This window comes from Streptomyces sp. NPDC001231 (assembly GCF_042896885.1).
In the GTDB taxonomy this organism is placed as follows: Bacteria; Actinomycetota; Actinomycetes; order Streptomycetales; family Streptomycetaceae; genus Streptomyces.
The window spans coordinates 40,528-62,434 of sequence record NZ_JBIAXS010000043.1; the positions used below are offsets into that span (position 1 = coordinate 40,528).

General features: G+C 69.5%; 15 protein-coding genes and 2 pseudogenes. 7 read left to right on the plus strand and 10 right to left on the minus strand.

Annotation, left to right across the window (positions count from 1 at the left end):
• Positions 1 to 63 precede the first annotated feature (63 nt).
• The 5 genes from ACFY3J_RS35335 to ACFY3J_RS35355 form a co-directional block, all read right to left on the minus strand.
• Complete coding sequence (locus ACFY3J_RS35335; protein WP_390842583.1) at positions 64 to 1,767, minus strand: ABC-F family ATP-binding cassette domain-containing protein; 1,704 nt, start codon at positions 1,765 to 1,767, stop codon at positions 64 to 66.
• A gap of 79 nt (positions 1,768 to 1,846) precedes the next feature.
• Positions 1,847 to 3,481 (minus strand): ribosomal protection-like ABC-F family protein, encoded by a 1,635-nt coding sequence (gene abc-f / locus ACFY3J_RS35340; RefSeq protein WP_384187091.1) that lies wholly within the window; start codon positions 3,479 to 3,481, stop codon positions 1,847 to 1,849.
• 505 nt (positions 3,482 to 3,986) lie between these two features.
• Entirely contained in the window at positions 3,987 to 5,003 is a 1,017-nt protein-coding gene (locus ACFY3J_RS35345; protein ID WP_384187088.1) for an MASE1 domain-containing protein, read from the minus strand.
• Between the two features lie 185 nt (positions 5,004 to 5,188).
• Positions 5,189 to 6,520 (minus strand): PP2C family protein-serine/threonine phosphatase, encoded by a 1,332-nt coding sequence (locus tag ACFY3J_RS35350; RefSeq protein WP_384178643.1) that lies wholly within the window; start codon positions 6,518 to 6,520, stop codon positions 5,189 to 5,191.
• Positions 6,520 to 7,200, minus strand: a complete 681-nt coding sequence (locus ACFY3J_RS35355; RefSeq protein WP_390842584.1) for a hypothetical protein — start codon at positions 7,198 to 7,200, stop codon at positions 6,520 to 6,522. The genes ACFY3J_RS35350 and ACFY3J_RS35355 overlap by 1 nt, the downstream gene beginning before the upstream one ends.
• 413 nt (positions 7,201 to 7,613) lie before the next feature.
• Here ACFY3J_RS35355 and ACFY3J_RS35360 point away from each other — a divergent pair.
• A pseudogene (locus ACFY3J_RS35360) lies at positions 7,614 to 7,820 on the plus strand (NADPH-dependent F420 reductase); the annotation flags it as partial.
• 137 nt (positions 7,821 to 7,957) lie between these two features.
• Here ACFY3J_RS35360 and ACFY3J_RS35365 read toward each other — a convergent pair.
• Together ACFY3J_RS35365 and ACFY3J_RS35370 are read right to left on the minus strand one after the other, a co-directional pair.
• Positions 7,958 to 8,899, minus strand: coding sequence for an amidohydrolase family protein (locus tag ACFY3J_RS35365; RefSeq protein ID WP_390842593.1), 942 nt, complete (start codon positions 8,897 to 8,899; stop codon positions 7,958 to 7,960).
• A gap of 175 nt (positions 8,900 to 9,074) precedes the next feature.
• Positions 9,075 to 10,694, minus strand: a complete 1,620-nt coding sequence (locus ACFY3J_RS35370) for an FAD-dependent oxidoreductase (RefSeq protein WP_384178637.1) — start codon at positions 10,692 to 10,694, stop codon at positions 9,075 to 9,077.
• 295 nt (positions 10,695 to 10,989) lie between these two features.
• Between ACFY3J_RS35370 and ACFY3J_RS35375 the strand changes: the two genes are divergently transcribed.
• The 3 genes and pseudogenes from ACFY3J_RS35375 to ACFY3J_RS35385 form a co-directional block, all read left to right on the plus strand.
• Positions 10,990 to 12,249 carry a cytochrome P450 gene (locus tag ACFY3J_RS35375; protein WP_384178665.1) on the plus strand — a complete coding sequence of 420 codons (1,260 nt, stop codon included), beginning with the start codon at positions 10,990 to 10,992 and terminating at the stop codon, positions 12,247 to 12,249.
• Between the two features lie 517 nt (positions 12,250 to 12,766).
• Complete coding sequence (locus tag ACFY3J_RS35380; protein ID WP_390842585.1) at positions 12,767 to 15,850, plus strand: NPCBM/NEW2 domain-containing protein; 3,084 nt, start codon at positions 12,767 to 12,769, stop codon at positions 15,848 to 15,850.
• A gap of 215 nt (positions 15,851 to 16,065) precedes the next feature.
• Positions 16,066 to 16,221, plus strand: a pseudogene (locus ACFY3J_RS35385) (alpha/beta hydrolase); the annotation flags it as partial.
• 77 nt (positions 16,222 to 16,298) lie between these two features.
• On the opposite strand, the gene ACFY3J_RS35390 reads toward ACFY3J_RS35385, so the two are convergent.
• Positions 16,299 to 16,802, minus strand: coding sequence for a GNAT family N-acetyltransferase (locus tag ACFY3J_RS35390; RefSeq protein ID WP_390842586.1), 504 nt, complete (start codon positions 16,800 to 16,802; stop codon positions 16,299 to 16,301).
• Between ACFY3J_RS35390 and ACFY3J_RS35395 the strand changes: the two genes are divergently transcribed.
• Positions 16,704 to 17,861: an FAD-dependent oxidoreductase gene (locus ACFY3J_RS35395; protein WP_390842587.1), complete on the plus strand. Its 1,158-nt coding sequence runs from the start codon at positions 16,704 to 16,706 to the stop codon at positions 17,859 to 17,861. The two genes, ACFY3J_RS35390 and ACFY3J_RS35395, sit on opposite strands and share 99 nt — an antisense overlap.
• Positions 17,862 to 18,630: 769 nt before the next feature.
• Here ACFY3J_RS35395 and ACFY3J_RS35400 read toward each other — a convergent pair.
• Positions 18,631 to 19,098: a DUF1348 family protein gene (locus tag ACFY3J_RS35400; protein ID WP_390842588.1), complete on the minus strand. Its 468-nt coding sequence runs from the start codon at positions 19,096 to 19,098 to the stop codon at positions 18,631 to 18,633.
• A 210-nt stretch (positions 19,099 to 19,308) separates the two neighbouring features.
• Here ACFY3J_RS35400 and ACFY3J_RS35405 point away from each other — a divergent pair, with 210 nt between their 5' ends.
• Entirely contained in the window at positions 19,309 to 19,491 is a 183-nt protein-coding gene (locus tag ACFY3J_RS35405) for a hypothetical protein (RefSeq protein WP_390842589.1), read from the plus strand.
• A gap of 76 nt (positions 19,492 to 19,567) precedes the next feature.
• Here ACFY3J_RS35405 and ACFY3J_RS35410 read toward each other — a convergent pair whose 3' ends face one another.
• On the minus strand, positions 19,568 to 20,467 hold the full coding sequence (locus ACFY3J_RS35410; protein ID WP_390842590.1) for an MBL fold metallo-hydrolase: 900 nt from the start codon (positions 20,465 to 20,467) through the stop codon (positions 19,568 to 19,570).
• Positions 20,468 to 20,835: 368 nt separating this feature from the next.
• On the opposite strand from ACFY3J_RS35410, the gene ACFY3J_RS35415 reads away from it, so the two are divergent.
• Positions 20,836 to 21,750, plus strand: a complete 915-nt coding sequence (locus ACFY3J_RS35415) for an NAD(P)H-binding protein (RefSeq protein ID WP_390842592.1) — start codon at positions 20,836 to 20,838, stop codon at positions 21,748 to 21,750.
• Positions 21,751 to 21,907 lie beyond the last annotated feature (157 nt).

Consider the following 21,907-nt stretch of genomic DNA (forward strand, 5'->3'; position numbering starts at 1 on the left):
GTGTTCGTGGAGGAGATCCCCTTATGAACAGCCCTCGACAGACGGTGCCGTCCCTTCCGACCGTCATCTGGCCAACCCTCTGCGGGTGTGGCGGCGTACGTCGGCGAGAGGTCTGTTGACCCGTGCCGTGCTGTCCGGGCGCCGATGGTCGGAGCCGAGCCGGATTTCCCCTCCCTGCCAGCGCTGTCGCAGCCAGCGGTCGTGGCTGGCCAGCACGATCGCGCCGGGGCCGGTGCCCAGCGCCGCCTCCAATTCGTCGCACAGGCGCGGCGACAGGTGGTTGGTGGGTTCGTCCAGCAGCAGCAACTGCGGCGGTCGCGCCACCAGCAGCGCCAGCGCGAGCCGCCTGCGCTGTCCGACCGAGAGCCGGCCGACCGGCTTGTCCAGGTCCGCTTCGTGCATCAGACCGAGCGAGCCCAGCGGTACCGCCTCGGCCCGCTCGGCTCCCAGCGCCAGCTCATAGGTGTCCCGGACGGACCGGCCCGGCCGGTCGAAGACGGTGTCCTGGGCGAGCAGGCCCACGGTCAGTCCGCGCCGCCGCCGCACCTCGCCCTCGGGTGCGAGCCGCCCGGCGAGCACGGCCAGCAGAGTCGACTTCCCGGCCCCGTTCCCACCGGTGACCAGCAGACGGTCGGTCGCCGACACCTGCGCACTCACTGGTGCGAGCCGGCCCGGTACCCGTACATCGTCCAGGGACACCAGCGGACCGTCGCCCTCCGCCCCCGGTGCCGCGAGCGCCGTGCTCTCGAACCGCAGCGGCTTCGGTGGCTCACCGACCTGGGAGCGCTCCAGCTCCTCCAGGCGGCGGATGGCGTTGCGCACCCGCCGGGAGATCTGGCTCTGGACCCGGCCCGCACGGTGGCCGTAGCCCATCTTCTCGTTGTCGCGCGGTCCCCGGTCCGGTGCGACGCGGTGCGCGGTGAGCTGAGCAGAGACCCGCAGCGCGGCCAGCTCCTCCTGTTCCTCGGCCCAGCGTCGCTCCCAGCGGTCCCGCTCGGCACGCTTCTCGGCCAGGTAGGCGCTGTAGTTGCCGCCGTAGCGGACCGGGCCGTCCATCGCGGGGTCGAGGTCGATCAGGTCCGTGCACACGGCGTCCAGAAAGGCCCGGTCATGGCTGGCCACCACGACGACCCCGGGCAGGGCGCGCACCTGGTCCTCGACGAAGGCGGCGGCACCGTCGTCGAGATGGTTGGTCGGTTCGTCCAGCAGCAGCGCGGAGGGCCGCCGGACCAGCAGCGCGGCCAGCGCGAGCCGGCCGCGCTGCCCGCCGGACAGCGACCCGAGCGTCCGGTCGTGTCCGAAGGCGCCGAGGCCGAGGCCGTCGAGCACGAGCGCGGCACGCCGGTCGGCGTCCCAGGCCTCCCGTTCCTGGGCCTGTTCGAGCCGGACGCCGTACGCGTCGAGCAGGCCGGCGTACTCGGGCGCGTCCTGCGCGGTCAGCGCGAGCTGCTCGCTGAGCCGTTCCAGCTCGGCGAGGTCCTCCCTGGCTTCGCGCAGGGCGTCGTCGAGTACGTCGGCGATCGTCGCGTCGGCGTCGTACGGCATCTCCTGCTGAAGAAAGCCCAGGTCGGGCGGGCGCGTGACGCTGCCGACGTCGGGCTCGTCCGTCCCGGCCAGCAGGCGCAGCAGGGTCGACTTGCCGACGCCGTTCTCCCCGATCAGCCCGATGCGGTGCCCAGGCGAGGCGGTCAGGGAGACACCGTCGAGCAGCCGTCGGTCGCCGAGGGTGTGGACGAGGTCGTGGGCGAGCAGAGCGGTCTGAGGCATGGGGTCCGTCCAACGTGATCGGTGCTCGGCCCGCGGGGCGGCATGCCTCGGACGCGGGCCAGGTCGACACGCCGGCGGCTCACACCTCAGGGGCCCCCGTCTCCTTCAGCTCGCCGTCGGCCAGCCGCAGCCACCGGTTCACGCCGATCTCGCGCAGGAACCGCTCGTCGTGGCTGACCACCACGAAGGCCCCCTGGTAGGAGTTCAGGGCGCCCTCCAACTGGCCCGCGCTGACCAGGTCGAGGTTGTTCGTCGGCTCGTCCAGGAGCAGCAGGTGCGGGGCCGGTTCCGCGCACAGCACGCAGGCCAGGGTGGCGCGCAGCCGCTCGCCTCCGGAGAGCACCCCGACGGGCAGATGGGCGCGAGGCCCCCGGAACAGGAAGCGCGCGAGCAGGTTCATCCGCTCGGCGTCCGGCCGCTCCGGAGCGTAGTCGGCGAAGTTCTCGGCGACCGTACGGTCCAGGTCCAGCAGGTCGAGGCGCTGCGAGAGGTAGGCGATACGGCCGTCGGCCCGCTTGATCTCGCCGCTGTGCGGTGTCAGGTCGCCGTTGAGCAGACGCAGCAGCGTGCTCTTGCCGGCACCGTTGGGACCGGTCAGCGCGATGCGCTCCGGGCCCCGTACGGTCAGGTCGACGCCCTGGCCGTCGAACACGTCCTTGTCGCCGAGGCGGACGCGGAGCTGCCGGCCGAGGAACAGGTTGCGTCCGGCGGGCACGTTGGTGTCCGGCAAGTCGAGCGTGATGCGCTGCTCCTCGCGCAGCGCGCGCCCGGCCTCGTCCAGCCGGGCCTTCGCCTCGCTGACCCGGCCGGCGTGCATCTGGCCCGCCCGGCCCGCGGACTCCTGCGCGCCCCGCTTCATGTTGCCGGCGAAGATACGGGGCAGGCCGGCGCTCTTCAGGTTGCGGGCGGCGTTGCTCTGCCGGCGTTCGGCGCGCTCGCGGGCCTGCTGCATCTCCCGCTTCTCCCGCTTCAGCTCCTGCTCGGCGTTGCGGACGTTCTTCTCGGCGACTTCCTGCTCGGCCCGCACGGCCTCTTCGTACTCGGTGAAGTTGCCGCCGTAGAAGCGCAGTTCGCCGCGATCGAGTTCGGCGACGCGTTCCATGCGGTCGAGCAGGGCGCGGTCGTGGCTGACCAGGAGCAGGCAGCCGTTGAAGTCCTCCAGCACGTCGTAGAGCTTGTGCCGGGCGTCGAGGTCGAGGTTGTTGGTGGGCTCGTCGAGCAGCAGCACGTCGGGCCGCTTCAGCAACTGGGCGGCGAGACCGAGAGAGACGACCTGGCCGCCGCTGAGGGTGCTCAGGCTGCGATCCAGGGTGAGGTCGGCCAGACCGAGGCGGTCGAGTTGAGCGCGGGTGCGTTCCTCGATGTCCCAGTCGTCGCCGATGGTGGTGAAGTGCTTTTCGTCGACGTCCCCGGACTCCACGGCGTCGATGGCCTGGATGATCGCGGCGACATCCAGCACCTCGGCGACCGTGAGGTCGCCGGTCAGGGGGAGGCTCTGGGGGAGGTAGCCGAGGGTGCCGGCCACGGAGACCGACCCGGTGCCGGGCCGCAGTTCACCGGCGATGAGCTTGAGCAGCGTGCTCTTGCCGGCACCGTTGGGCGCGACGAGGCCGGTGCGGCCGGAGCCGACGGTGAAGGACAGGTCCTGGAGGACGAGAGTGTCGTCGGGCCAGGTGAAGGACAGGTTCGAGCAGACGACGGAAGCGTCGGGCATGGAGGTGACCTCGTGGGGAGGGGGCAGGGAAGACACTTCTGCCCCGGCAGCAGACAGGGGGAAGGAGGGGACGACAGCGAGGCCACGTCGGCGGCGCTTCCACGCACCAGCCCGGTGGCCTGTCGGGTCCGGGTATCACCCGGAGATGTCGTCGTCCACCACCATGTCTGGGCTCCTCAACAAACGATCAACGTCCCTACCAGTCTAACAACAGGTTGCGTTGGACCGGAGACGCGAAGGGTCACCCGGTCCGGTCCTCGGCCGGGCGCCGCGCCCAGGGCTTGGTGGGCGGCGGTCAGAAGTACGGCTCGACGCACTGCGGAGGCGGCCGCCCGGACGAAGGCGGCGACGGCGGTGGAGCGGGAGTGCTGCGGCCAGGCCACGGACAGCATGGCCGGCTCCGGGCCCTCGACCCGACGATGGGCGATCCCGGGTCGCGGATACCGCTGCGTCCCTGACAGGCATGGTTCGGCGGGCCCGGTCCCGTAGCGCAGTTGCTGATTGATCACGACGCTCGAGCCTGTCCGCCGTTCTCTCCCCCGTCGCCCGGGGGGTTGGGAAGCACTGGCGGACCACCGGTGTCCGGTGCGGCTCTCGCCACCATCTCGGAGAGCCGTCTGCAGGCCTCTTCGATCTTTTCCTGGGTCTGGTTCCGCTCGGTGATGGCCGCGGAGAGCAGCAGCGCGGTCAGCGCGGCGGTGCCGTTGAATGCCTGCAGCGAAATCATGTCGGTGAGCAGCGTGTGCCCGGCGAACGGGCCTGCCCTGCGGGTGACGGCGAGGATGGCGAACGTGGATACGGCCAGCGCGCAGGGTGTGGCTCCGGCGCGCTGGAAGCGGAAGGCTGCCCAGGTCAGCAGCGGGAAGCCCAGGAAGAGCAGCGGTGCGGGGAAGGTTTCGAGGAGACCGACGCCGATGGTGGCCGCGACAAGCAGCGATGCCTCCGCCCATCGGGATGGTGGCGTGTCCTTCGGCCAGTGCGCCGAGCGGAGGACGAGCAGCAGCGGCGTGACCAGCAGGACGCCCATGGCGTCACCGGTCCACCAGACCCACCAGGTGAGCCAGAACCCGCCAGGGGGCAGCGCGTGAGCGAGGCTCAGGGCGCTGCTGCCCACGGTCGCGCTGATGAGCATGCCGGTGAGCGCGCCGAGGAAGACCAGTGCCAGCGCGTCCTGGAGGCGGTTCGTCTGGGCGCGGAAACCGCTGCGGCGAAGGAGTGCGTAGGAGCAGAGCGGCGCGAGTGTGTTGCCTGCCGTGATGGCGAGCACGGCGGGGGTCGTTGGTCCCAGTGGGATGTCGATCAGAAGGGCGCCGAGCGCGATCCCGGGCCAGACCCGCAGTCCGAACAGGAGCAGGCCGGCCAGGGCGATGCCGGTCGGAGGCCACAACGGCGTGACCTGGCCACGCATGAACTGCTGGAGGAGCCCCAACTTGCCGGAGGTGTAGTACAGCGCGGCGACGGCGCCGATCTGCAGGGCCGTCATGCCGACGCGCCGGAGCCTGTCGCGGCTCGCAACAGTCATCGGGAGGTTTTCCCCTCGGCTCTGCTCCCTCGTCCACCGTTCGCTGACCCTCCCGGATCCACGACACCGCCGCTCATCTGTATGACCTTTCGCAATGTGCTCCGCCGGGATTGCTTCGGGTGACCACTAGGAGCGATGTGTGACCCGAGGGATCTGCCTCTCAGCCGCAGGGGCACCGTGCGGCTTCAGCGCGGGGTGCGCAGGGCGAGGATGGCCATGTCGTCGTGCGCGTCGCTGGGATGGTGGTCGGCCAGGGCCTGCACGAAGTCCTGCAGGGGCAGGGCCGCGTGTGCGGTGGCGAGTTCGGCGAGCTCGTTCAGGCTCTCGTCGAGGGGGTGGTCGGGGTGCTCGATGAGGCCGTCGGTGAAGAAGACCACGGTGGTGTCCGGGGCCAGGGGGTGGGTGTGGTCGGGGCGGGGCTGCCCGACGTCGACGTTCAGTGGTAGTCCGGGTTCCATGAACAGGTACTCCGCCCGGCCGCCCGGAGCGATCAGCAATGGGGGGATGTGGCCTGCGGAGCTCCAGTGCAACCTCCAGGCAGCCCCCGTGGGTTCGATGCGCGCCAGGCTGGTGGTGGTGACGGGGTTGTCGGTGATGGCCTCCAGGGTGCGATCGAGCTGGGCGAGGACCGCGCTGGGCGGAGTCCGCAGGGTGAACAGCAGAGCGCGCAGCATGTTGCGGGTGGAGGCCATGGCGGCAGCGGCATGCAGATCGTGACCGACCACGTCACCGATGACGACCGCCACCGCGCCGTCCGGAAGGAGGATGGCGTCGTACCAGTCGCCGCCCAAATGGTGGGGTTTGGCGGCGGGCCGGTAGATGGCTGCGGCTTCGAAGGGGCGCATGTCGGGCAGCGCCGGCAGCAAGCGCCGCTGGAACTGTTCCGATCCGGTACGAACCTGTTCGAAGAGCCGGACGTTGTCAATCGCGATACCGGCGGCGCGGGCGAGGGCAATGACGATGGTCTCGTCGTGCACGTCGAAGGGCTGTCCGTCGCGCCGCTCGGAGAGGTAGAGGTCGCCGAAGATGTCGCCGCGGACGCTGACGGCGATGCCCAGGAGGGTGCGCATGGGCGGGTGACCAGGCGGGAAGCCGACCGACGACGGATGCGAGGAGATGTCGTCCACCCGCAAGGGTTCGGGGTGGCGGATCAGGTGTCCGAGCACGCCCCGACCTCGAGGAAACCCCACCTCGGCCAAGGACGACCGTTCCTCCTCGGACAGGCCGACGACGATGAACTGCTCCAGGGACTCGCCGGACGCGTCGAGAACTCCCAGTGCCCCGTAGCGGGCGCCGACCAGGTCCATGGCGGTGGTCACGATGCGGTGCAGTACCGCGGGCAGCTCCACCTCCCGGGTGATGGCCACCACCGCCTCCAACAGACCCTGAACGCGGTGCTTGGCGCCGGCCAGAGCGCGCAGTTGTTCATCGATCCGGCCCAGTTCGCTGTCCAGACGCGCCAGCAGGTCGGGGTGGGGCGGCCGCTCCGCCCTGTCCCCCTTCTTGCCCCCCACCATCACGATCGCCTGCTGGACCGGTACTCGCCCTCGGCGGACTTCAACGGCTTGCCCCACGCGCTGCACGGGGCGGCCGAAGCCATCGCCGTGGCCTTGCGCTCCTCCCGCTCGGTGAGGATCTGGAACAGCAGCTTGGAGCCCCCTGCTTCGGCGATCGCGGTGCCCACCCCGATCAGCGGGGTTTCCGTCTCCGGCAGCGGCAGCCGCCGCGGCGGCACCTGATACTCAAGGCCGGCCTCGGCGTCCTTGTCGGTGGGGGCGGCCTTAGCGGGGCTCATGCGCTCGTGCCCTTCTTCGAGGTGGTGCGGGGTGTGGTGCGGGGTGACCGGCTTCAGCAGCCGGTGGTACGTGGTCATGTCCGGAAGCGGACGCGGACCGGGTGACAGTCGCCGGGTGTGCCGCGAGGTGGTCTTCGCCCCCTCAGCCGGACTGTCGCCCATCTCCTCACAGGTGGCATTGCACCGGCGAGCCGCGATGGCCACCAGGTCGATGCTGAGCGAGTCGAAGCCGAGAACAGCCTGCATGTCGCCGACGACTGCCGCGGCCGGCAACTGCCGGTGCGACAGCAGCACCTCGATCAGTACCCGGGTGCCCTCATGTCCACCGGCCTTGGTCTTCGCCGCCGAACAGAACGCCTCATGAGTGGCAGTGAAGCCGCCCTCGGCCCGGGCCTGCGCCAAAGCGGCGGCCCGGCGAACGCGACGGGTTTGACCAGGAGGATCTCCAGGCTGTAGCGGCGACTCAGCCTGAAGTGCCGGGCGACGAACTGCAGCCCGGCCAAGACCAGGACCTCGTTCGCTCGTCGCACACTGATCCGGCCATTGCGGTGCACCGCCGACACCGGGTCCTGCCCGCAGTCGTAAACCCGTAGCGAAACCGTGGGATCCGCCGGGCCGCCACGACGGATCCGTTCGTACAGCCACTCACGCGAGCGGTACACCCCGGCCTCCTGGCACGACCGTGATCAAACAAGACCACAGCCTGACACGACCCAACAGCCCGACCAGCTCATTGCTCCAAAAGCAGCATGCCGCACCCGGGACGAAGGAGCCGGGAGGTCATTGCCGTGGACTGCGTGGGGCGGACGGTCGGTATCGACGCCGATGTCGTACAGCGGTGGCAGCCGCGCGCATCGTCCAGGGCCCGGCAGAACTACGCGGCCGGGTCCTGTCCCGGCATACACGGCGTCTACGCCGGGCGGCTGCGCAACGCCCACCAGGTGGAGTCCCTGGTCGCCAGCCTCATCTCGGTCAACCGCCGCCACAAGGCCCACACCGGCCTGCGCGTCACCGACGCCTGAGCCCCTGCGAGCCCTTTGGGGCCCTGCGACGGGGAGCCTGCCAAAGGCACCAACGCATCGGCCCCGGACCGATCACGGTCCGGGGCCAGGTCGCCGCTCCTCCCCTCTGCACTGCTCGTGCCCCCTCCTCGAAGCCGCTATCGACGAGTGGCAAGCGCCGGAAGAAGTCGATGCGCGTTGTCGCGGTTGATGCAGCGGCGCTGTTGTTCGTCGAGGGCGGGGTCGTTGTCGAGCGCGGGTGCGGTGACACCCGTGACCAGATGAGCCGGGGTGGGGGGCCAGTCACTGCCGTAGAGGATCCGGGAGGGATCCACGGTGGACAGCAGACTCGGCGTGGCCGAGGGGGACATGGGGCCGGCCGTGTCGTAATAGAAGCGGTGCAGGTAGTCACGGACCCGGGCGCGTTCCACCTTGGGCGTCAGATAGTCGCCGAACACCTCCACGCGGCCGGCGATGTAAGGCAGGAAACCGCCTCCGTGCGGCAGGATGAAGCTGAGGTTCGGGTAGCGGTCCAAGGTCCCGTTGATGATGAGACTGATCGCCGCGCGCGTCGTGTCCATCAGGAAGTCGCACAGGAACGGCGGCACACCCTCCAGCTCCGCACCGCCTCCGGGTACGTCCATCGGGTGCGTACTGACCACGGCCGAGCGTTCGTTGAGCTCCGCCAGGATTCTGTCCTGGTCGGGGTGGCCCAGATAGACCCCCTTGGCGCTGGTCCGCACACTGACGCCGATCGCCCCGAGGTCGTCCAGTCCATGAGTGAGCGACCACATCGACAGGTCCGGGCTGTCCAGGAACAGTGGTGTGTAGAAGGCGAAGCGATCGGGATGACTCTGGACAAGGTCGCTGGCGGCTTCCAGGGCGACAAGGGCGCTTTCCTTGCGCACCTTCGGATCCTGGAGGCGGCCCAGCATCGCGACGGTGAAAACACTGGTCCGGATGCCCGCCTCGTCCATCATGCGGAGAGCTGTGCCGAGGTCCCACCGGGTCCACGGCGGCAGCCTCCGACGATGGACGATCTCTTGTTTCTCCGCCCAGTCGAGCCATTCCGGCGCGGTGTAGTGGTGGTGTACGTCCACACGCTCCCGGCGTGCGTCGCCCTCCCCCGCCGCCGTCGGCCCGCTGTCGCCTATACCGGCCAGTGGGGCCGAGCCCGCCGCCGTCTCTAGTGATGTCATGGACAGGCTCCCATTTCTGTGGTGACGCCGGAGAAGTCGCCCTTGTGCGGCTCTGCTTGTCGAGCCGCGGTGACGTTCAGCGCCCGAGGATCTGAAGAAGAACGCCGGTCAGTTCCTTTTCCATGTCCGCCGTCTCGGCCTCGGCCCGCCAGGCCACGAAGCCGTCCGGCCGCACCAGCACCGCGCCTTCCGGTGCAACGCCATGCACCGAGGACCAGTCCGCAGCGCCGCCGGTGTCCAGGTCGTACTCCGCTCCGTCACCGATGGAGTAGACGTCGAGCGGTACGTTGAGCCGCGCACCCACGGTGCGGGCCGCGGTGCGCCAGCCGGACCCCCCGCAGAGCAGGACGAAAGACCGCTCGTACAGGTCAACGGTGGAAACCTTCGCCCCGTCGTGCGTGACCCAGAGATGCGGTGCGCGGCTTCCGGGCTCGCCGTTCAGGCACAGGACGTCGGGGATGACAGGGTCCTCCGCGTTCGCGCCGACCACCGCCCGCGAGGCGTACCGGTAGCCCAGCGCCACGGTCATCAGGTCAGCGGTGTCGTTCGACGCCGTCCTGGCGGAGTAGCCGGGGTGCTGTTCACGAGCGGCCTGAAGGGTCGCTCGCGCGCTGGTGGTCTGAGCCACCGGCCGACGCTCGGCCTCATAGCTGTCCAGCAACGTCGAGCCCGCCCAGCCACGGAGGACCGCGGCGATCTTCCACGCGAGATTGTGCGCGTCCTGGATACCGGTGTTGGATCCGAACGCCCCGGTCGGTGGCATCTCGTGGGCGGAGTCACCGATGAGGAACACACGTCCGTCCCGATAACTGTTCGCCACGCGGTCCGCCGCATGCCACGGCGCTCTCCCGGTGATCTCCACGTCCAGATCGCGCACCCCGGCCGCCGCCCGGATGTGGTCGGTGATCCGGGCATCGGTGAAGTGCTCCAGCGTCTGCCCGCGCTCCGGGAACCAGGGCACGTGGAAAACCCACTGCTCCTCGTTGTCCACGGGCAGCAGCACGCCTTCGCCGGTGGGGTCGGTGACGTAGCAGACGACGAACTTCTGCTCCCCCGCGACCTCGCGCAGCAGCTTGCTGCGGAAGGTGACGCTGACGTTGTGGAACAGATCTCCCGATCCCGAGTGCTCGATCCCGAGCCGCTGGCGGACGGGACTGCGCGGACCGTCGGCGGCGAGCAGGTAGTCCGATCTCACCGTGTACGTCTCACCGGTGTCCCTGGTCTGCAGAACGGCCCGCACCCCGTCGTCGTCCTGGCTGAAGGACAGCAGTTCCGTGCCGAAGCGCACGTCCCCGCCCAGGTCGCGGGCGCCTTGCAGCAGGACCGGTTCCAGATCGTTCTGGCTGCACGCGCAGCGGATCGTCGAGCACAGGTCCGCCTCCGGCGGCCTGCCCGTGATCCGCGCCGAGAGCCAGCGCCGGTTCTCACCGCGCAGGGTGTCGACCTGAAGGATTCCGTGGTTCTTCGACAGCGTGGTCGCGGCCTTCCGGATGCGCGGCTCAAGGCCGGCGGTCCGGAACAGTTCCATCGTCCGCATGTTGTTGCCGCGGCCGCGCGGATGTGCCGACGTGGCGGCATGGCGCTCGACGACACAGTGCTCGACGCCAAGGCGCCCGAGGAACACGGATGCGGACAGGCCCACGAGTGAGCCCCCCACGACCAGGACGGGCACATACTCGTTGCCGCGATCGTTCATCGCGTTTCTCCTCTGGGATCAGCATCTCCGCAGCGCGGTGGCCGATGGTTCCATGACTCGCTCTCAGTTCTTTTGCCATGCGCGGCGAGCCGATAAGCAGCGATCACCCGATCAGCGGAAAATCCGCCTTGCCGCAGCCTGTGGACACGGGCCCCAACGACCGCGCGAGAGCCGGTAGGTGCGATCGGGCGAATTGCGTTTACGTACGGGATCCTTCAGGGGACCGGTGGATCGTAAGTCGTACATCTGCTGTCCCGTGGCCGGGGCGGAAGCTGCTTTGAGAAAGGCCGGGATGATGACTCAGCTCGACGAACGGGACACGACGGACTCGACAGCGGACGCGATCGCGGCGGCCTCGCGCGGTTCAGCGGCGTATCGCGCCAACCCCTATCCGGTGTACGCGTGCCTGCGCGAGTCGGCCCCGGTGTGCCGCCTGTCTCCCCCGCACGGGGTGGAGACCTACCTGATCACCCGGTACGACGACGCCAAGGCCGCCTTGACGGATCCGCGCATCAGCAAGGACATGTACGCGGCCATGGACGCGTACCACACCATTTTCGGCGACTCGTCCATCGCGCTCGACGACAACATGCTCTTCTCTGACCCGCCCAAGCACACCCGGCTGCGCCGCATCGTCAACCGCGCGTTCAGTCCGCGCCGAATCGAGTCCTTGGGTCCTCGTATTCAGCAGATCACCGACGAGCTGCTGGACCGCTGTGACACCGACGCACCCATCGACCTGCTGTCGTCCTTCGCCTTCCCGCTGCCCCTCATCGTGATCTGCGAGCTCATCGGAATTCCCGAGGAAGAGCGCGCGGAAGCCCAGAAATGGTGCACCACCGTCGCGCGCACCGGATTCAGCAAGAAGGACAAGGAAAAACTGGCACAGGCCGAGGGAGCTCTGCGGGACTACTTCGCCGATCTCATCCTGCGCAAGCGCAAGAACGCGTCCGACGACCTTCTCAGTGACCTGATCCGGACGCAGGACGAGCAAGGTGCCATGACTGACGGCGAGCTTCTGTCGACCCTGTGGGTGCTGCTCTTCGCCGGCCACAAGACGACCGCGTACCTCATCGGCAACGCCGTCTTCGACCTGTTGACCCACCGCGATCAACTGCAGGAGATCCTGGAGGATCCGGAACTTCTGCCGAACGCCATCGAGGAAGTCATCCGCTTCGAGGGATCGGTCGAGAACGCGACGTTCCGGCATGCGCTGGAGGACATCGACATCAGGGGCACGCTCATCCCCAAGGGTTCCCTCGTGCAGATCGCGGTCGCCTCCGCGAACCGGGATCCGGAGAAGTTCGCCTGCCCCGACACCTTCGACGTGAAGCGGGAGGGTCTGCAGAGCGCGCACCTCGGCTTCGGCAGCGGCGCGCACTACTGCCTCGGTGCGCCGTTGGCCAGAATGGAAATGCGAACGGCGTTGACCACGCTCTTCCAGAGGTTCCCGAAGATCGAGCTCGATTTCCCGGCATCCGAGGCCGAATGGCTCAAGGTCCCGTTCCCCGCCTTCCGGGGACTGGAGAGGCTCCCTGTCGCACTGGTTCCGTGACAGGCCATCAGATCCTCACGGCCGGGCTCGAGCAGTTCGGTGAGGTGACCAGGGTTCGGGGGATTCCGGCTCCATGAGGTGAACGCACTTCGAGCGGGCCATACGACCACACAGCGACGGGCCTTCGGCGCGCACCATGCCGAAGGCCCGTCGCTTCACCATGTGCGGAGAGCCGCCGGCGTGGCGCACAGGTCGGTCGCGTGCGTCCGGTGGTGGGTCAGCCGGACAAGCAGCGCGGACGTCGGACACCGCGTGTCCCCCTCACGGAGGCCGTCGTCGGCGTGCCGCTCGCGACGGACCGGACCTGCGCAGCGCCGCAGGCGTGCCGTCCAGCCGCCGACGCCGATCCGCCGGGCCGTCCGGCATCCACGCTCACCTCACCCGGTACGCACTCTGGTCACAGGCGTTCCCTGTGCGCTATACCTTCTCCGCGTGATTGGTTGTGCTTGATTCAGCGGCGTATCAAGCAAGTTCAAGCAACCGCCCCACGCCGATCGACGTGTGCGAAGGGATCGACATGAGCGCTCCATCCCGCAGACGCAAGGCTTTCCGTTCCAGAGGGGCGGTCCTGGCCGCCACGGCTCTGTTCGCCGTCCTGGCGGCCGAGATCGGACCGGCCGCACCGGCCGGAGCGGCGGCGGCCACCGCGTCCGGGACCCCGACCGTCATCGGGGCGGTCACCGGGTTCTCCCGGTCCGGCGCCGCCTACACCTTCACGGCGGGCACGGCGAAGGCCCGGGTCAGTTTCGTCTCGGCCGACACCTTCCGCATCGAGGTGGCCCCGGACGGCACGTTCACCGACCCCGTCGGCGGCGACATCGTACTACCGCAGGGCGATCCACCTGCCACCCGCTGGACCGACCGCGGTGACCGCTACGAACTGTCCACGGACAAGGTGACCCTGCGGGTGTACAAGGCGCCGCTGCGGTTCGCCCTGTACCGCGCCGACGGCACCCGGCTGTGGGAGGAGACCCGCGGCATCAGCTGGGACGGCACCACCACCACCCAGACGCTCACGCGCGGCGCCGACGAGCAGTTCTACGGCACGGGCGAGCAGAACGGCAGCGGCAACACCTCGCACCGCGGCAAGACGCTCAAGGTGGGCGTCGACTACAACTGGAACGAGGGCGGACACCCCAACTCGGTGCCGCTCTACCTCTCCTCGGCGGGCTACGGCGTCTACCGCAACACCTACGCGCCCGGCACCTACGCCTTCGCCGACCCGGTCACCACCACCGAGCAGGAGAACCGGTTCGACGCCTACTACTTCGCCGGCGGTTCCACCAAGGACGTCATCGGCCAGTACACCAAGCTCACCGGGCGCCCCATGCTTCCCCCGATCTACGGCCTGGAGGTCGGCGACTCCGACTGCTATCTGCACAACGCCAACCGCGGCGAGCGGCGCACCCTGGACGCCCTCAAGGTCGCCGACGACTACGTCAAGAACGACATGCCGCTGGGCTGGATGCTCGTCAACGACGGCTACGGCTGCGGCTACGAGGACCTCGCCGAGACCGCCAAGGGCCTCAACGACCGCAAGATGCAGATGGGCCTGTGGACCCAGGACGGTCTGGACAAGCTGGCCGACCAGGTCAAGGCAGGCCAGCGGGTGGCCAAGCTGGACGTCGCCTGGGTGGGCTCCGGCTACAAGTTCGCCCTGGACGGGTGCAAGGACGCCTACCGCGGCATCGAGGACAACAGCGACGCGCGCGGCTTCACCTGGGCCCCGGAGAGCTGGGCCGGCGCCCAGCGCTGCGGTGTGCAGTGGAGCGGTGACCAGTCCGGCAGCTGGGACTACATCCGCTGGCAGATACCCACCTACGCCGGCGCCACCATGTCGGGTCTCGCGTACACCAGCGGCGACATCGACGGCATCTTCGGTGGCAGCGCCAAGACCTACACCCGCGACCTGCAGTGGAAGTCGTTCCTGCCGGCCGTGATGACGATGGACGGCTGGGCCGCCAAGGACAAGCAGCCCTACCAGTACGGGGAGCCGTACACCAGCATCAACCGCAAGTACCTGAAGCTGAAGGAATCCCTGCTGCCGTACATGTACACCTACGCGGCGCAGGCCAACCGCACCGGTGTGGGCGCCGTACGGCCGCTGACGCTGGAGTACCCCGACGACCCGAAGGCGGCGAGTGACGCCGCCAAGTACGAGTTCCTCACCGGTGAGGACTTCCTGGTCGCGCCCGTCTACAGCGACACCACCGTCCGAGACGGCATCTACCTGCCCAAGGGCGACTGGATCGACTACTGGTCCGGCCGCACCTACCACGGTCCGACCACGGTCGACGGCTACCAGGCTCCCCTGGACACCCTGCCGCTGTTCGTCAAGGCGGGGGCGTCGATCCCGATGTGGCCCGGCATCAACTCCTACCAGGACCGCACCGCGGACTCCCCGCTCGCCTGGGACGTCTACCCGCAGGGCCGCACCTCCTTCACGCTGTACGAGGACGACGGTGTCACCCGGCAGCACCGGCAGGGCAAGTACGCCGAGCAGCGGGTGACGGTGACCGCCCCGGACAGCGGAGCGGGAGCGGTGCGCATCGCGGTCGGCGCCGACGCCGGTGACTACGCCGGCAAGCAGAAGAGCCGCCCGTACCGGTTCACGGTGCACACCGGCTCCGCCCCGCACCACGTCGGCCTGGACGGCGGTGCGCTGCCCCAATTCACCTCCAAGGCCGCCTTCGACGCCGCCGACCGGGGCTGGTGGTATGACGCCTCCGACCGGGGCGGTGTCGTACAGATCAAGACCCGCAGCATCAGCACCGACCGGGCCTTCGGGGTCGACGTGGACGGCGCGAGCGCGGTGGGTGGCAAGGTTCCCGGGGCGACGGGCACGGTCTCGGTCGCGCCGCCCGCCGAGATCGGCGTCGGCGTGTCCGAGAAGGTCACGGTCGGGTTCACCGCGGGCAGCACGGGCGCCGGGGCGACCGAGTTGTCCGTGAGCGCACCCGACGGCTGGACCGTCTCGCCGGCGCGGACGGTCGGCCGTCTGGAGCCGGGGGAACGGGCGAGCGCGGAGTTCACCGTGACCGCGCCGGCCGACGCCGGTGTGGGCGAGGCCGTGCTCAGCGGCACCGCCCGCTACCGGGCGGCGGGGCAGGACGCGGTCGCCACGCAACGGACGGCCGTGCGCACCATGCCGGCCCCGCCCAAGGGGGAGGCGTGGGCCAGTGATCTGCCCTGGCTGAACGCCACCAACGGCTGGGGACCACCCGAACGCGACCGCAGCAACGGGGAGTCGGCGGCCGGCGACGGCCATACGCTCACCCTGAACGGCACCACCTACGCCAAGGGCATCGGCGCGCACGCCGACTCCGACATCGAGTTCTGGCTCGGCGGCCAGTGCTCCTCGTTCACCGCCACCGTCGGCATCGACGACGAGATCAACGGCTACGGCGGCGTGTCCTTCTCCGTCGTAGCCGACGGAAAGACGCTGTGGTCCTCCCCCACCGTCAGCGGCAAGTCCGACCCCGTGCCGGTGAACGTACCGCTGGACGGTGGCCGTCACGTCCATCTCGTCGTCACCGACACCGACGGCACGAAGTCCGGCGACCACGGCGACTGGGCGGACGCGAGGTTCCACTGCGCCTGACGCCGCCGCGGCGGCACCCCGACCAGTCGGACCCCCGACGCTGCCCGGCCCTCCGGGACGCTGTCGGCTGATCCGGGGCCCCGCGTGACGTGACGTCGGCCGTCAAGACCGAGTGGTGGTCTTGACGGCCGACGTTGTCGTAGGGGGTGGGACGAACGCAGGGCGTACGGCGGTGGCCTGGCGACGAAGGCACGCCGCAGGGGTGGGATTCGGAGGTCCCAATGCTCCAGCAGGACTGGGGCGCGGCCCTCGGGTACGAGGCCGCCGCCCTGTGGGGCGCCTGGGCCGCCGACCTGAGCCACTCGATGGTCTCCTGCGGCCACTTCATGGCCGAAGAGGCCCCCGACGCGATCGCGCAGTCGCTGCGCGACTGCTGGCGCGCTGAGCCCTCGACCGGCCCGAGAGCGCGGTGGCCCGGCGTCAGCGGTGGCTCAGAACGTCCGGTCCGTCACCGCACGCACTTCCGCGACACGGCCTGGTCCCCGGTCTTGATGAGCGGCACATCTCGTGTGAACTCCCGGAACCCGACGCTGTAGTACAGCCCGCGCGCCTGGGGATGCCCCGGCGCACCCAGACAGGCGACCGTCATGTGATGGGCCCCGGCCTCCCGTGCCAGATGCATCCCGTGCAGCAGCATCGCCCTGCCCAGTCCGAGCCGCCAGTAGTCCGGATGCGTTCCGACCGGCTCGAATTCGGCGGTCCTGTTCGCCTCGTCGAGCCACATGATCGTCGATGCGGCCATCGTTCCGTCCGGCGCCTCCACCAGGACGTGCAGGTCGCCGCGATACGGCGGTGTCCGCCGGACGCCCTCGTAGCCCTCGGCTGTATAGGGTGACGGAGCCCAGGCGTCCACATGGGCCTGGACCGCGGCCTGCGGCCCGGCCTCGTCGGCGGTGCGGAAGCGGAATCCGTCCGGCAGCACCGGCTGTTCCACGTCGTCGAGGTCCCGCACATTGAGTTGCGTCCAGGAGCCGGTGTCGCCGAGCGAGGCCGGATCGGTCTCATAGCCGTGCGCCGCCCATCGCTTCAGGGCGAACTCATCGGCGGCCTGCGGCATCACCGTGCGCTCGATGCCGACCGTCACACCGTCGTACCAGTCGATCACCTCGTCCACCAGCTCGCTGTGGTCGGGATGGACTTCGCGGTGCCCTGCCACCGTGGCGCACCATCGTGGGGCTGGGCCCGTCTGGTGCGCGAGTTGCTGCTGGAGTCCCTCCCGGACGGGACGATCCGCTGGGGCATGAAGGTGAGCGGCGCCCGCCCGCTGGACGACGGACGCCACGAGGTGACGTTCGCCGACGGATCCACCATCACCACCGACCTCCTGATCGGGGCCGACGGCGCCTGGTCGCGCATCCGGCCGCTGCTCTCCCCGGCCAAGCCCGCCTACACCGGCATTTCCTTCGTCGAGAGCGACCTGCTCGACGCCGACATCCGACACCCGGGCAGCGCCGCCCTCCTCGGCGACGGATTCTTCATCTGCCTCGGTGATCAGCGGGGCTTCCTCGCGCACCGGGAGACCGACGGCAGCCTCCACGTCTACACCGCTCTCAGGGCTGCCGAGGACTGGATCGACACGATCGACTTCGGCGACAGCGCCGCCGCCAGGGCCGCGGTTCTGTCCCACTTCGACGGCTGGGACGAGAGCCTGCGTGCCCTCATCGCGGACGCCGACGGGGCGCTCGTCCCCCGCCGCATACACGCCCTGCCGGTCGGGCACCGCTGGGACCATGCCCCGGGCGTGACCCTGCTCGGCGACGCCGCGCATCTGATGTCGCCCTTCGCCGGGGAGGGCGCCAACCTGGCCATGCTCGACGGAGCCGAACTCGGCCAGGCGATCGCCGGCCACCCCGGCGGCACAGAGGCGGCCCTGGCCGCGTACGAGGAAGCACTCTTCCCGCGCAGCGAAGCATCCGCCGCCGAGTCCGCCGCCGGTCTGGAGACCATGTTCGGCGATCGGGGCCTGGAGCGAATGATCGAGTCCTTCGCCTCCCACCAGAAAGCCGAGTGACTCCTCAGGACTTGCCACTGTGGCGGCGGCAGGTGGTCGGCATGGCCGCGGAACTGCTGGACGAACGTCCGGTCCTGGCTCCGACGACGCCGGCCAACCCGCAGTAGCTTGCTGAGATCGAACTCGTAGGAGCGGTTACCGCTTCAACGGGCGTACTTTCCTTGCCCACTCTTCCCATGAGGAGCCCGCGTCAGCAGTCCCACTCGCTCGCCCAGCTGAGTCCGTGGCATCAGGATGAGGCCGCATGACCGTCAGCGGACGGGGGCGGGGAGGCCAGCGTCGCCAGGAAGTCGTCAAGGAGGCGCGCCCATCGCCAGTGACCGCGAACCCCGGCGCGCACACCTCCGCGGTGGCCACTGGTCACCGCCGTGGGCGCTCTGCTACCGCCCCTCCACCAGTGCCTGCAGGGCTACCTCTATGAGGGACATCGTGCCCAGCGGCGGGCGGAGCGATCTGACACACCACGAGTGGACTCGGCTGGAGTCGCTGCTGCCCTGCAGCGGCCGGCCGGTGGCCTGGGAGACCCCCGTAGCCGACCAGGCTGTGCACGCACCCGCGTTCGCGGAACCAGCGCAGCACCGCAGTACGACGGACACGATCCCGCCGACCGCCGACCGCCGACCGCCGACCGCCGACCGCCGAAGTGACTGTCCGCCCGCGACCACAGGCCCACGTGCTACGCAACGCCCGCGCGGCTCGCACCTTCTGTGTCGTGGGCCACGTCCGGGCCCTTGGCCAAGGCGGCTGCGGGACAAGTCCGGACCTAGAGCTAAAATCCCAGGTCACTCAGCCCCGGGTGGTTGTCGGGACGACGGCCAAGAGGCCAGTGGTACTTGCGTTCCTCTTCCTTGATCGGAAGATCGTTGATGCATGCAAGGCGGACCCGCATCAGGCCCTGCTCGTCGAATTCCCAGTTCTCGTTCCCGTACGAGCGGAACCAGTTGCCCGAGTCGTCATGGCACTCGTAGGCGAAGCGTACGGCGATGCGGTTCCCCTCGAAGGCCCACAACTCCTTGATGAGCCGGTACTTCAGCTCCCTGGTCCACTTCCTGGTGAGGAAGGCGACGATCTCCTCGCGCCCGTTGACGAATTCAGCACGGTTACGCCAGCGACTGTCGACCGTGTAGGCGAGGGCCACACGCTCAGGGTCCCGGGTGTTCCATGCGTCCTCCGCGAGGCGAACCTTCTCGATCGCACTCTCCCGGGTGAACGGGGGAACAGGCGGCTTCGAGGCCATGAATTCTCCCAGAGCGTCACGGTTTTGAAGATCCGGAGCCCGCCTCCGGCTGTGCACCGGCCAGGCCGGCCATGCAGTCGGGGGCAAGCAGGCGTTCGGCGATTCATTCCATACCGATCACCCGCGTGATCGCAACAGCGGCCCCTGAGGCGGCCGGGCCACGCATTCAGCTCATCGAACGGGGGTGTCGCCCGTCCGGTCACAGCCGTGATGGGCCATGGGCTTCTCGGAGACGGACTCGACGCCCGCCGCGAGGAACCGCGCACCACGCTGCCGATCGGCCGCGCTGTCGTACCGGCCGACGCCGCGGCACTCGCCGTTCACATCATGACCAACAGGGCACTCACCGGCGCGAGCTACGACATCGACGACGGCCGGCAACTCGTCGGCTGAGCGCACAAGAACAGCTCACGGAGTCCGGAACAGGGGGGTGGAGGGCCAGGCGCCACGAGAGTGCGGCGTAACGCCCTCACCGCCATGCCGCCCACTCCTTCACCGCGAAACGGTCGCGGACGCGTCGCACTTCGGCTGCGCCCGGCCCGGGGAAATGCGCGGGGAACAGCAGGGCGCCCCGGTCCGCGGCCTCCCCCAGGACCCGGCGTCGGCTGTTCCGTGCCCCGGCTTCGTCCTCGTCGAAGCTGGGGCAGTCGTCCGGCTCCGCGATCTGCAATGGGCTGTGCAACAGGTCCCCGGCGAACACCGCTCGTTCAGCGCCCGACCGCAGCCATACGACGGAGGAGCCGGGCGTATGACCGGGGGCGGCCTCGATACGGAGCTGGGTGTCGATGTCGTAGTGGCCGCCCTCCCACAGCACGGTCTGTCCCGCCTGGTGCACGGGGGCGACGCTGTCCTCGAAGACGTTGGCCATCTGGACGCCGGAACGGGTCCGGTGTCCGTTGGCCGGGTTCCAGTAGTCGAAGTCGGCGCGCGAGATGACGTGCTGGGCGTTGGGGAAGGTCGGCCGCCACTCTCCGTCGTCGGTCAGGCAGGTGTTCCAGCCGACGTGGTCGCTGTGGACATGGGTGCAGATCACCGTGTCCACGTCCTGCGGGCGGACGCCCGCCGCGGCCATCTCTCCGAGGTAGTGGGTGTGCAGATGGTGGAAGGACGGCATGGCCGGGCGCTCCCGGTCGTTGCCGACGCCGGTGTCGATCAGGATCGTCCGGCCCTCGCTGCGGATCAGCCAGGTCTGGATCATCATGTGGACCTCGTCGGCGGCCGGGTCCAGGAAGGTGGGGGCGAGCCACTTCTCGTGCGCCCGCCAGTGCTCCACGGGCACGTCGGGGAAGACGTAGTCGCAGGCGCGGCCTTTGGCGGGCAGCTCCACCACGCGGGTGATCTCCACGTGTCCGAGCGCGATGGTGTCCATGTCCCCAGCCTGCGTGCCGGATGACGCGGGCGCCATCGGTCACGTGACAACGCCTCGGAGGCCCCTGGTCACAGCCTCTCTCACTCAGTCGGGCTCACGAGTACTCACGGGATGTCCGGCTGCGGACGGCAATCCGTGGCGTACCTTCCACGACGGTTCGGAAAGTGCAGGACGGTGGCCGAGCGGCAGCGCCGGTCGTCGCCGGACAGCACATGAGAGAAGGGCCTGCGGTATGTCCCGGCAGACGCCGACGCTCAAGGCATGGTCGACTGGAGCACGGCGCTCAAGGGCCCACGGTGGCGTGGGCATGGGCGATCCACTGGCGAGCGGATCGGGTGCCCCGGTCCGGAAGGCAGGAGGCGATTGCCGTGCACGTCCAACCCATCCTTGTCACGGGCGTTGGCGGCGGCGTCGGCGGAGTCGGGCGAACGGTCCTCGACCGGTTGCATGCGAAGGGCGTGCCGGTCCGGGCTCTCGTGCACCACGACGACGAACGGACCTCGGACCTGCGGGCCCTGGACGGCGTGGACGTGGTGGTCGGCGACCTCACCCGTGGCGCCGACGTGGTCGAGGCGCTGGCGGGCTGCCGCCGGGCTTATTTCGGGATGAGTGTGTCGCCCTCCTACCTGGAGGCCGCGACGACGGTCGCCGCGGCCGCTCAGGAGGACGACAGCCTGGATCTGCTGGTGAGCATCTCGCAGATGACGGTCTCGCAGATGGACCTCACCAGCGATACCGAGTCCCACCAGCAGCGGCTGCACTGGCTGGGCGAGCACGTCCTCAACTGGTCGGGCGTGCCGGTCGTCCACGTCCGGCCCACGGTGTTCATGGAGAATCCGCTCTTCGCCCGGGTCGCCGTCGCCTCGATCCTGCGGGACGGCACGATCCGCCTCCCGTTCGGCTCCGCCCGGACCTCCCCGGTCGCCGCAGCCGATGTGGCGGAGGTCATCGCACGCCTATTGCTCGACCCGGCTCCGTCGTCCGGGCGGGTCTACGAGCTGACCGGGGCGCGCTCCCGTGACATGGCCGCGATCGCGGCCGAGTTCTCCACTGCCCTGGGCCGTACCGTGACCTATGTCGACGTGCCGTACGAGGAGTGGCTGGAACACGACCTCAAGAAGCTGGACCTGCCACCCCACGTCTTCGAGCACATCGCCACGATGGCGCGGCTGCACGCCGAGGGCCGGTACGACCGGGCCACGAACGACGTCGCCGAGCTCCTCGGACGCCCCCCGCTGGGGTTCAACAGCCTCATCAGGAACATCCCCGCACTGCAGTCGTAGCCAGACTCCTCCTGGAAGGCCTGGTCAGGCCGATGGTGCTGCCGTCCCCGCTGCACGCGGTTCCGCGTTCTAGTAGGGCTTGGTCAGGTCCGTATTGGTGCTGGTATGTCGCGGTGGCAGGTCGGACAGGTGCCGGTCCAGACCGCGAGTAGTGTCT